Origin of the sequence: Bacillus sp. JNUCC-21, from assembly GCF_041222765.1 — a bacterium.
GTDB lineage: Bacteria > Bacillota > Bacilli > Bacillales > Bacillaceae > Bacillus > Bacillus velezensis.
On sequence record NZ_CP166019.1, the window covers coordinates 1,777,783 to 1,791,218 of the forward strand.

The following is a 13,436-nucleotide window of genomic DNA, read 5'->3' on the forward strand; positions in this document are numbered from 1 at the left end:
GTGAAGAACTTCAATAAGCAAATCACTTTATCGCTGAAAAATCCGTTTATTTTACATCATGACGTTTACGGACAAAAAGTCCTTCCGGGATTGGCTTATATTGATATGTTTTATCAGATTTTCAAAGAGCGCGGCTATTCATACGACGGGCTTCAGCTGCGCCATTTATCCATATATCAGCCGCTTATTGCGAAAGAAGACAGCGCCGTCAAGCTTACGGTTGAATGTACAAAGGTAAAAGAAGGGCGCTGGAAACTTACCGCAAAAGGGACTGAGGTCAGCGGCGGACGAGTCCAGCCGGAAGAACGCATTTACGTCAAAGCGGAAATGCACGAGACGGCACCCGCAATTTTCAGTGACACGCTTGATCTTGACTCTGTCAAACGCGAGGCGGAACGCACCATCGATTTAAATGAGCTGTATGCACAATGCAGAAGCCAGGAATTGGTTCACAGCGGATATATGAAAGCAGAAGGAGAAGTGTTTGAGGAGCGGGACGGCGTCATCTTTGATGTATCGCTCGGAAAAGACGCGATGGGACAGGCCGGGGGGTTTTTGTTCCATCCGACTCTCCTTGACGGAAGCGGCGTCGGCGCAAACCTATTGATCTCATCGCTGTTAAATGGGGAAAAGAGGCTGTTTCTGCCTCTTTTCTACGAATCTTTTTCAGCTTCCGAACCTTTGCAGGCCGGCTGCATCACGAGAATCAAACGTTCGTCGCTTCGGCAGGAAAAGGAGCTCATTTACATTACACTGGAGTTTTTTAACACATCCGGCCGAAAAGTAGCCGAGCTGAAAGATTTCACAAGCAAGCTCGTGCGGGATGCCGAGCTGATCAATACAGAACGAAAGACTGCTGAGAAGTCTCCTGAAAAAGCCGGTTTACCGGAAGTTGCGGCATCGCTTGAAGGCGGACACCCGCATGAGGAAGCAGAACGGTATGTCATGAATCTGATGGCGGAAAAAATCGGCAAGCCGCTTGAACAGATTGATTCTCAAGTCGGCTACTATGAAATGGGGCTGACATCGTCCGGACTGCTTGACGTCGTCGAAACGATCAGCGAAAAAATCGGCGAAACCCTTTCTCCGACTTTGCTGTTTGAATATACGACGGCAGCAGAGCTGGCGGCTTTCCTGACTGAGCAGTACGGGAGCCATTTCAGCGCGCCTCCGGCAAAAATGGCGAAGCCGGTTGAGCCGCAAACAGAAAACAGGCGGAAAAGCAGTGTTCCGCAAGATGAAGATATCGCGATTATCGGCATGGCCGGCCGCTATCCGCAGGCCGAAAATATTCATGAATTCTGGGAAAACCTGAAAGAAGGAAAAAACTGTGTCACCGAAATTCCGGAGTCTCGATGGGACTGGCGCCGGTTTGAAAATGTAAAGTCGCCTTCCGGGAAGAGCATTTCAAAATGGGGCGGATTTATCGATGATCCGGATTGCTTTGATCCTCAATTTTTCAGGATTACGCCGCGGGAAGCTGAAACAATGGACCCTCAGGAACGGCTGTTTTTACAAACCTGCTGGGAAACGATTGAGGATGCCGGCTATACGCCGAAGTCGCTCGCAGAGGCGCGCGGACGGAATAAGAGACAGCGCGTCGGCGTCTTCGCAGGGGTGATGCATAAGGATTATACGTTGGTCGGGGCTGAAGCTTCTTCTGAAGATCATGTATTCCCGCTTTCTCTTAATTATGCGCAAATTGCAAACAGAGTTTCATATTTTTGCAATTTTCACGGGCCGAGCATGGCGGTCGATACGGTCTGTTCATCTTCGCTGACTGCGGTTCACCTTGCTGCGGAAAGCATTCGGCGCGGGGAATGTGAATCGGCGGTTGCCGGAGGCGTCAACTTGTCGCTCCATCCGAATAAATATCTGACATACGGTTTATGGGACATGTTTTCAACAGACGGGGTTTGTCATACATTCGGGAAAGACGGAGACGGCTATGTACCGGCTGAAGGAATCGGTGCCGTTTTATTAAAACCGCTGCGAGAGGCGGTAAAAGACGGAGACCGGATTTATGCGGTGATAAAGGGCAGTGCCGTCAATCACGTGGGGACAGTGAGCGGAATTTCCGTGCCGAGTCCTGTCGCGCAGGCCGATTTGATTGAAGAATGCCTGGACAAAGCGGGCATCGATCCGCGCACGGTCAGTTATATTGAGGCGCACGGGACGGGAACTTCTCTCGGCGATCCGATTGAGGTTCAAGGCCTTGTCAAGGCGTTCCGCCAGTACACACAGGACAAACAGTTCTGTTCGATCGGATCAGTGAAGTCCAATATCGGCCATGCGGAATCGGCGGCGGGCATCAGCGGCTTAAGCAAAGTTGCCCTGCAGCTTCACCATAAAACTTTGGTGCCGTCTCTTCATTCCGAGGAGCTGAATCCGTATTTAGATTTTGAACAATCACCGTTTTACGTCCAGCATCATACCGAAGAGTGGCAGCAGCCTTCAGTGAAGGAAAACGGAAACGAAACCGTATATCCCCGGCGTGCAGGCATCAGTTCTTTCGGGGCGACAGGTTCAAACGTGCATCTCATTCTGGAAGAATTTATTCCGGAAGAATCACTCGAAACAAATGCTGAACCGGCGGAAGAACAGACATTCATTTTTCCGGTTTCAGCCCGGAATGAAGAACGGCTAAAAGAGTACGTTGCGAAGCTGTCTGCATTTATTCATCCCGGCCTGCCGCTTGAGGATGCGGCGTATACACTTCAGATCGGCCGTGAACAGATGGAGGAGCGGGTTGTTTTCACCGCACAGAATATGATACAGCTCAAAGAGCGGCTGGAAGGCTTTCTGGCAGGTAAAACGGTCAGCGGGTGCTGGCGGAACCGAGCTGATAAAAGCAAACAGGCAGAGCTTGCTCCGGACTTGATACATAAATGGTTTTCTTCCGGAAGTCTGGAGATGATTGCTGAGAAGTGGGCCGGCGGAGGAACAATGGATTGGAATCTCTTATACGGAGAAAACAAACCGAATCGGGTCAGCCTGCCGACATATCCGTTTGAAAAAACACGGTATTGGGTGCCGAAGGCGGAGAATAGAGAATCTCTGCCGCAAAAAAATGCAGGCATGCTGCATCCGCTCCTGCATGAAAATGTATCAAACATGTCAGGCGTCCGTTTCCGCTCTGCGTTTAGCGGCGGAGAATTTTACCTGAAAGATCACGTCGTCAAAAACGAGCGGACGTTACCGGGCGCGGCTTATCTGGAAATGGTTAGGGCGGCTGTTGAACACGCGGCAGAAACGAAGGAAGAAGGAACAGTCCGTCTGAAACATGTCGTATGGATACGTCCGTTTACAGCGGCGGATGAGTCCGCAGAACTGTATCTCCGTCTTTATGACGAAGAAAATGGGAAGATGGGATTTACGGTTTACAGTGAATCGGCTTCCTCGGAACAAGAGCCCGTTCTCTATGCGCAAGGAAGCGCGGCGTTTGTCCGAGCGGGCGAACCGGCCAAAATCGAGATTGACAAATTAAAAGAGTCATGCCGTCTGATCACACCTGACGCTTGCTATCAGGCATACAAACAAATGGGGATTGAATACGGGGATGCTCACAAAGCGGTCACGGAAATCTATGCAAAAGACAGCAAAGTGCTCGCGAAGCTCTCACTCCCGTCATCTATTTCTCATACAAAAGATCAGTTTGTCCTCCATCCGAGCCTTTTGGATGCGGCCTTCCACGCGACAATCGGGTTAATGCTTGACAGAGACGGGACTGACATACGCCCGATGCTGCCGTTTGCTCTCGAACAGATTGATGTGTTGAAAAGCTGTAAAAGCGATATGTGGGTATCCATTGCGTACAGCGGCGAAAGCAAGGCTGAAGATGCCGTGCAGAAGCTGGATATTGATGTATGTGACGAACAAGGCAATGTATGTGTGAAAATAACTGGTTATTCCGCACGGGAAATTGAAACGGATAAAACAGATACACTATATTTTGAACACGTATGGGAAGAGAAGGCCGCTGTACATGAAAAAGCGCCGATCCATTTCAAAGCCCGTCACGTGATGATATCTGACCGGTTTACGGATCAAATGAACAGCATACAGACAGACTTCAGCTGTCATGTGTTCCGTGATCAGCATAAGAGTGAAGACGAACGGTTTGAGGCTTGTGCGCTTCAAGCGTTCGAAGAAGTGAAGAAAATCCTCGCTTCAAATTCCGGCGGGCGCGAGCTCATTCAGATTGTCATGCCTCAAGAAGCGGATACGCAGCTCCTTTGCGGCTTAACGGGGCTTTTGAAAACAGCGGCGCTTGAAAACCCGAACCTGACCGGCCAGCTGATTGAATTGGAGCCGGACGTCAAGGCAGACACGCTGTCACGATATGTAAAAGAATGCAGCGCTCATCCTGATGACAAGCATATTCGCTATGAAAACGGCAGGCGCTATACGGCACAATGGCAGGAAACAGGGCTTGAACAGTTCGGCGCCAAAAAGCCGTGGAAGGATAAAGGTGTTTATCTGATCACAGGCGGTGCAGGCGGTCTCGGATTTTTGTTCGCCAAAGAAATCGCCCGGCATGCAAAAGACGCCGTTCTTATTTTAACGGGGCGTTCTCTGTTGGATAACCGTAAAAAAGCCCAGCTTCAAGAACTGTCCGATCTCGGCGCGCAAGCCGTGTACAAACAAATGGACATGACGGAAAAACAAGAAGTTCAATCGCTCACAGCGGACATCTGCCGGCAGTACGGCGGATTAAACGGTATCATACACAGCGCCGGAACGATAAAAGACAACTATATTCTGAAAAAACACAAAGATGAAATCCGTGATGTACTGGCGCCGAAAGTCTCCGGACTGGTTCATCTTGATGAAGCGGCAAAGGACATTGAGCTTGATTTTCTGATTCTTTTCTCTTCCGGAGCCGGAAGCGCCGGAAGCGCGGGCCAGGCTGATTATGCGATGGCCAATGCGTTTATGAACGCCTTCAGTGAAAAAAGAAACCGTAAAAAAGCCCGAAATGAACGCTATGGACACACCCTTTCAATCTGCTGGCCGCTTTGGAAAGACGGCGGCATGACGGTTGATGCTGAAACGGAAGCCATGCTGACAAAAGAAAGCGGCATGGTCCCTATGCAAACAGAAAACGGCATTCAGGCTTTGTACTGCGGGTGGGCGGCAAACACATCCCAAGTCATGGTGACGGAAGGCTACGCCGCAAAAATCCGGGCGTTTCTGAAAAAATCAGCGGATGATCAGCCGGATAAGGGCAGCGAAACCGAAGAACCGGCGGGTCTTACAGCAGGCGGAGAGAACATGCTTGCAGAAAAAACGGAGCATTTCTTGAAACAAGTGCTTTCGGAAGTGACCAAACTTCCTGTCGGCAAAATTGATGCCAAGGCGCCTATGGAAGATTACGGAATTGATTCGATTATGATTATGCATTTGACGGGCCGGCTGGAAAAGAGCTTCGGTTCATTGTCAAAAACATTGTTTTTCGAGTACCAGAATATCGAATCGCTGGCGCAGTATTTTATGAAAGCACACCGGGACACGCTGCTGGAAGTGACCGGGATGAAAACAGAAGAAACCCCTGCAGCCAAACCTGCGCTGTCTGAGAAAGCGAAAGTAAAGCCCGTTTTCAAACGGAATGAAGGCAAAAAAGGCTTTGCGCAAGTCCGTCCGGACACGCGGAAAAATCAGCAGCTGACAGAGCGTGAAGATATCGCGATTATCGGTATATCAGGACGATATCCGCAGGCCGAAAATCTTCAGGAATTTTGGAAGAATTTGAGTGAAGGCACTGACTGCATAACCGAAATTCCAAACGATCGATGGGATCACAGTCTTTATTACGACGCTGATAAAGATAAAGAAGGCAAGACGTACGGAAAATGGGGAGGATTTTTGAAAGACGTGGACAAATTTGATCCGCAATTCTTCTCTATTTCGCCCCGGGATGCAAAATTGATGGACCCGCAGGAGCGGTTATTCCTGCAATGTGTCTACGAAACGATGGAAGATGCCGGTTACACGCGCAAAAAGCTCACGGAAAAATCGGGTGATTTGCTTGGCGCCAATGTCGGTGTTTACGTCGGCGTCATGTACGAGGAATATCAGCTTTACGGAGCAGAAGAACAGGCGCGCGGAAAATCGCTTGCGCTGACCGGAAATCCGTCATCAATCGCGAACAGGGCTTCCTATGTATTCGGTTTTAACGGCCCGAGCATGGCTCTGGATACGATGTGCTCTTCTTCTTTAACAGCCATTCATCTGGCATGCCAAAGCTTGCGGAACGGGGAATGCGAGGCAGCATTTGCCGGTGGTGTCAATGTATCCGTTCATCCGAATAAATATTTGATGCTCGGCCAGAACAGATTTTTATCAAGCAAAGGCAGATGTGAAAGTTTCGGAGAAGGCGGGGACGGTTATGTGCCCGGTGAAGGAGTGGGCGCCGTACTCCTTAAGCCGCTTTCTAAAGCGAAAGCGGACGGTGATCATATTTACGGCCTGATCAAAGGAACGGCCGTGAACCATGATGGAAAAACAAACGGGTATTCCGTACCGAATCCGAACGCCCAAGCCGCGGTGATCAAACAGGCGTTAAAAGACGCGGGAACCGATCCGAGGGCGGTCAGCTACATCGAAGCCCACGGCACCGGGACTTCACTCGGCGATCCGATTGAAATCACGGGTCTGACAAAAGTCTTCTCAGAACAAACACAAGATAAACAGTTTTGCTCTATCGGCTCAGCGAAATCCAATATCGGGCACTGTGAAAGCGCGGCGGGCATCGCGGGGCTGACGAAGGTGCTGCTGCAAATGAAATACAAGAAGCTTGCGCCGTCACTGCATTCCCGGACGCTTAACCCGAATATTGATTTTCTCGCTACGCCGTTTAAAGTGCAGCAGACGCTTGAAGAGTGGAAAAGACCGGTCATAAATGAAAACGGAGTAAATAAAGAATTGCCGAGAACCGCGGGGCTTTCCTCATTCGGAGCCGGCGGCGTCAACGCTCATATCGTCATCGAAGAATATTCCGCTGATGAGGATAAGGAGACGGCTTTTGCCGCGCCTCATCCGTCGATGATCGTCCTTTCCGCGAAAAATGAGCAACGGCTTCAAAAACGGGCGAAACGTCTTCTTAATGCACTGCGGAGCGGGCGTTACCGGGAAGCGGATCTGAGCCGGATCGCATATACGCTTCAAGTCGGACGTGAACCGATGGAAGAGCGTCTCGGAATGATTGTCAGCAATTTGCGCGAGCTTGAAGAGAAGCTTGACGAATTTACGGGCGGCAAGGAGTCAATTGACCAGCTCTACCGCGGACAAGTCAAACAGAATAAAGACACGATGGCGCTGTTTACGGCTGATGAGGACATGGAAAAAACCATTGAGGCGTGGCTTGAAAAAGGCAAAGCCGCAAAGGTATTAGAGCTTTGGGTGAAGGGCCTTCCGCTGAATTGGGATAAGCTGTATCAAATGGGCAGACCGCAAAAAATCAGTCTTCCGGCCTACCCGTTTGCAAAAGACCGTTATTGGATCGACACATCAGCTGATGCAGCTGTCAAAAGACCGGCCGAAACACAGTCTGCGCCGATCGCACCGGCGGCCGCCCCGGAACCGGTCATTGAAGTAACAACTCTTCACGAGGAGACTGTCAAAGAAAAACCGTCAAACATTACACTGCAGACTTTGAGCGGCGCGAAACCGAAAAGAACCGTACAGCCCGCTTCCCGTCCGGCGGTTTCCGCTGAAAAAGTAAGTGCCGTATTGACCGAAAGTTTGGCAGACGTTTTATATATGGATGCCGACGATATCGACGCAGACGACACATTTATTGATATCGGCATGGATTCAATTACCGGTCTTGAATGGATAAAGTCTGTTAATAAAGCATACGGCACGTCCCTTACGGTGACGAAAGTATATGATTATCCGACAATCCGCCAGTTTGCGGCTTTCTTGCAAAAAGAGCTCGGGACAGAACCGATCCTTGAGGAAGCAACCGAACCGCAGAAAACAGAGGCCGTGAAAAAACCGTCAAACATCATGCTGCAGCCTTTAAACGCTCATAAGCAGCATGTGACACAAGCAGAAGCGGATATTCTGGAGGCGATGTCTGAAACGGCAGCTTCCGCCGAACCGGAAGAACCGATTGAAGCGGTGCATGACGAGTTATCAAAAGCACTGGCTGATGTATTGTACATGGAGCGGCATGAAGTAGATATTGATGAGGCCTTTATTGACTTGGGTATGGATTCGATTACCGGTCTTGAATGGATAAAGGCCGTCAATAAACGGTACGGCACGGACTGTAACGTAACGAAAGTGTATGATTATCCGACAATCCGCCAATTTGCCGATTTTCTGCGTACGCAGCCGTCCGTCCGCGGCAGAAAAAAACAGGCGGTTCCCGTACGTCCAAAGCCGCTTACGCAGCAACATGCCCCGCAGGAGAAAACACCTGCCGAGCCGGAGAGATTAACGGTTCAAAAGGAACCTGAACCGGTGCAGGCCAAACGGGAGCCTAAAGACGAGATAGCGGACGCGATAGCCATCGTCGGCATGTCGGGCAAGTACCCGGATGCGCCGGACCTAAAGACATATTGGGACAACTTAGCCCGTGCGAAAAACGCCATTCGCGACATCCCGCTTTCCCGCTGGGATGTAAACAAATACTATGATCCGGCCTTAAACAAGAAGGGCAAAGTATACTGCAGATCAATCGGTATGCTTGACGGCATTGAAGAGTTTGATCCGCTGTTCTTTAATATATCTCCGTCTGAAGCGGAACTTATGGACCCGCAGCACCGGATATTTTTACAGGAAGGTTTTAAAGCCTTTGAAGATGCGGGTTACAGCTCAAAAGAATTAAACGGGAAAAATTGCGGCGTTTATTTGGGGATTATGAACAATGAATACGGCATGATGTTAAACAAACATCAGACAGGAGGAAGCGCGACGGGCAACAGTTTCAGCATCGCGGCGGCCCGCCTGCCTTATTATCTCAATTTGAAAGGGCCGGCCATTCCGATCGATACGGCATGCTCTTCATCTCTCGTCGGGACTCATTTGGCGCGTCAGGCGCTGTTGAATCATGAAATTGACATGGCGCTTGTCGGCGGTGTGACCTTGTATTTAACGCCTGAATCATACATCAGCATGTGTGAAGCAGGAATGCTGTCTCCTGACGGCCAATGTAAAGCATTTGATAACAGTGCGAACGGATTTGTGCCTGGCGAAGGCGCGGGGGCGCTCGTTTTGAAGAGGCTGAAAGATGCGGAAGCCGATCAAGACCATATTTACGGAGTCATTATCGGATCTGGAATTAACCAGGACGGAAAAACCAACGGCATTACCGCACCAAGCGCGAAAAGCCAAATGGATTTAGAGCGCCGAGTGTATGAAGCGCACAACATCCACCCTGAGAGCATCACCTATGCGGAAATGCACGGCACCGGCACAAAGCAGGGGGATCCGATTGAATTAGAAGCCCTGTCTTCTGTATTTAAGGAAAAAACGGATCGCAAACAATTTTGCGCCATCGGTTCGGTTAAATCGAATATTGGGCATACGTCGGCGGCGGCAGGTGTAGCAAGCGTCCAGAAGGTTCTGCTGTCGATGAAGCATCAGCAGCTTGTGCCGACCCTACATTTCAGCACGCCGAATGAACATTTTGATTTCGATGACTCGCCTTTATTTGTCAATACCGAACTCAAACCTTGGGAAACAGGCGGAGCACCGCGGCGGGCCTGTGTCAGCTCATTCGGCTACAGCGGCACAAACGCTCATCTCGTTATCGAAGAGTATCAGCCGAAAGACCGGGGAAGCCGTAAGCCTGATGAGACAAACATTTTTGTGCTGTCGGCGAAAAAAGCGCCCCAGGTAAAAACCTATGCCGAGTCTGTGATCGAATTTGCAAAAGCCAATCAGAATATCAATCTTTCAGATATGGCGTACACGCTTCAAACCGGGCGTGATGCGATGGATTACCGTCTTGCGGTTACAGCCGGTTCGAGAGAAGAACTGATCAGCCGTTTAACCGATTTTGTAAACGGAAATACGGGTGAAGGGATATATGAAGCCCATATCAAAACGGCTAAAAAAGAAATCAAAGCATTTGAAACGGACGATGACCTGAAGCAGCTTGTGAGGTCATGGTTCGATAAGAAAAAATACGCCAAAATAGCGGAATTGTGGGCCAAAGGGCTCCAGATGGACTGGGACAGACTCTATCAAGGCGAAAAACCCCGCAGAATCAGTCTGCCGGCTTATCCGTTTGCGAAGGAGCCGTACTGGCTGCCTGAGCCGAAAGCCGTACCGCAGGAAACAGAAGACCGGCGCGAGGCTGTGCTTTTAGAAAAGCAATGGGTTCCGTGTGAGATCGATTCGGCCGGTGAGAAAAGCGGCAGGACTGTCATGATTCTGGCTGATGCAAGAACAGCGGAGCTAGCCGAAGAGACTGCAAAGCATTTCACTGACTCATTCATTCTCCCGGTCGATTCGGCTGACACTGCAGCTAGCGATTGGAATCACATAGATGGCGCAATCGATCTGACGGGATGCGGAGACGAAGACCCTTCACTGGACGGGATCAGCCGGCTCCAGACTCTGATTGATACAAGCCGCCGGCAGGCGCGGCCGCTGACGCTGCTATATGTAACAAAAGGCTTGGAGCCATTTCAGCAGAAAACGATTCAACTTGCAGGAGCGGCAAAAAGCGGCCTGTACAGAATGCTTCAAAATGAGTATCAAAACGTGACGTCCAGACACATGGATGCCGATACAGATACGGATCAGCAGACGCTTGCCAAACAGATTGCAGATGAATTTTCGGCGGACAGCACAGAACCGGAAATCTGCCGCCGAAACGGACAGAGATACCGTGCTTTATTCAGGGAGATTCCAAGCGGGAAGCGAGCAGAACATAAGCCCGCACCGTTTCCTGAAGACCATGTGCTTTTCATTACCGGAGGCACGAGGGGACTGGGTCTCTTATGCGCCCGCCATTTCACAGAAAAACACGGCGTGAAAAAAGTAGTGCTGACAGGCAGGGAGCCGATTCCTCCCCGTCATAAACGGTCAGCCGTTAATACGAGGCTGAAAGAGAAGATACGGGCGATTGAAGAGCTTGAAGCAAAAGGAGTGCAAGTGGCGGTGATCAGTCTGAAATTGTCTGATCATGATGCGGCGGCAGCGGAAATTGAAACGATCCGGCGCACGATGGGACCGATCGGCGGCGTCATTCATTGTGCGGGATCGGTTAATTCAGTAAATCCGGCATTTATCAGAAAGACTGCCGACGACATACAAGAAGTGCTGGAACCGAAAGTCGCAGGGCTTCAAACATTAAGCAGCCTTTTCACAAATGATCCTTTGCAATTTTTTGTCTTATTTTCTTCAGTATCTGCAGTCGTTCCGGCGCTCGCGGCGGGACAGTCGGATTATGCGATGGCAAATGCGTACATGGATTATTTCGCGGCGGCTCATCAGCATCAATATCCGTTAGTCAGCATTCAATGGCCGAACTGGAAGGAAACCGGATTGGGTGAAGTCCGCACAGAAAGCCTGAAGCAGACCGGGCTGCTGGGACTGTCCAACGCGGAAGGACTTGACTTGCTGGATCGTATTTTATCTGAAAACATCCGCCCGTCCGTTCTGCCGGCTATCGTTGATCGGAGCGAATGGCATCCTGACAGGCTGCTCTGTCAAGAGAAAAAACAAAAAGAGACTGAAGCCGTAATAACCGGCAAAGCCGCTGAAAAACATTCAGACAGAGAACTGCTTCTTGATACGAAGGCGTGGCTTGTGAAACTGTTTTCCGATGAGCTGAAAATCGCTCCGGAAGAGCTGGAAACAGACGAACCGTTTCAGGATTACGGGGTTGATTCGATCATTTTAGCGCAGCTTTTACAGCAAATGAATCAAGCGCTCAAAGAGGACTTAGATCCGTCTGTTTTATATGAACATCCGACGATTGACGCGTTTGCCGAATGGCTTGTATCCAATGGGCAGCCGCTGCTTGCAGAAAGGGAGGAACCTGATACAGAAATCTTGGCTCCGGCTGCCGTACAAACGGTTCATACTGAACAAAAGCGTGATGCCGTAACTGAAGACATTGCCGTCGTCGGAATGAGCTGCCGTTTTCCGGGAGCGGAATCGTTAGAACAATATTGGGACTTGCTGAGAAGCGGCAGGTCCGCAATCGGCTCCGTCCCAGCGGAACGTTTCGGATATGCAAATCAATACGTTGCGGGATTGATTGACAATATGGATCACTTTGATTCCGAATTCTTTTTCATTCCGGAAAACGACGCGAAAGCGATGGACCCTCAGGCATTGGCGGTGTTGGAAGAGAGCTTGAAACTTTGGTGCCATGCCGGCTATTCCCGTGAAGAAATCAAGGGTATAGAGGCCGGTGTGTATATCGGAGGCCGAAGCCAGCATCAGCCTGATCCTGAAATTCTTGCGAATACCCGCAACCCGATCGTTGCGGGCGGGCAGAATTATTTAGCGGCAAATGTTTCGCAATTTTTTGATCTGCGCGGGCCGAGCATCGTGCTTGATACGGCTTGTTCATCGGCTTTGACAGGAATGAACATGGCCGTTCAGGCACTGAGAAGCGGCGATATCAAAGCGGCGGTAGTTGGCGGCGTCAGCCTGCTGAACACGGATGCGGCGCACCGGATGTTCCAAGAGCGCGGGCTGTTAAACGAAAAGCCGGCATTTCACGTATTTGACAAGCGTTCAGGCGGAGTTGTCCTCGGTGAAGGCGTCGGCATGGTGCTGTTAAAAACAGTAAGCCAGGCGCAAAAAGACGGCGACACGATACACGCGGTCATTAAGGCCGCCGCCATGAACAATGACGGCAGAACGGCAGGCCCGTCAGCTCCTAATATGCAGGCGCAAAAAGATGTCATGCAAAGCGCGCTTTTCAAAAGCGGCAAAAAGCCGGAAGACATCAGTTATATCGAAGCAAACGGATCGGGTTCCGCTGTAACTGATTTGCTTGAGCTGAAGGCGATTCAATCCGTATACCGTTCTGGCCAGCATGTTCCGCTCGGCATCGGGTCAATTAAGCCGAACATCGGGCATCCGCTTTGCGCAGAAGGCATCGCAAGCTTCATTAAAGTCGTATTAATGCTGAAGCATAAACAAACGGTTCCGTTTCTCTCAGGAGACGAACCGATGCCGCATTTTGATATAACAAAGACAGATTTTCATTTTCATAAAACAGCCGGCGAATGGGATGCAGCCAGACCGTCAGCAGCCATCAACTGCTTTGCCGACGGCGGAACGAACGCCCACGTCATTCTGGAAGCTTGGGAAGAAAAAGATACCCGAATGAAAAGAAAGCCGCTGCCGGTACCGTCATTAAGACGTAAGGCTCTGGTAAAAGAACCTGACGTACTAGCGGAGAAACAAGAGCTTCCTGCGAAAAAAATGTTTTGGAAAGCATTTAAATGAGAGAGGAG

The 13,436-nt window shown here is 50.2% G+C and carries 1 protein-coding gene; it reads left to right on the forward strand.

Annotated features, from left to right (window positions below):
* Positions 1–13,428: an SDR family NAD(P)-dependent oxidoreductase gene (locus JNUCC21_RS08990; protein ID WP_369878747.1), complete on the forward strand. Its 13,428-nt coding sequence runs from the start codon at positions 1–3 to the stop codon at positions 13,426–13,428.
* The last annotated feature ends 8 nt before the right edge of the window (positions 13,429–13,436 follow it).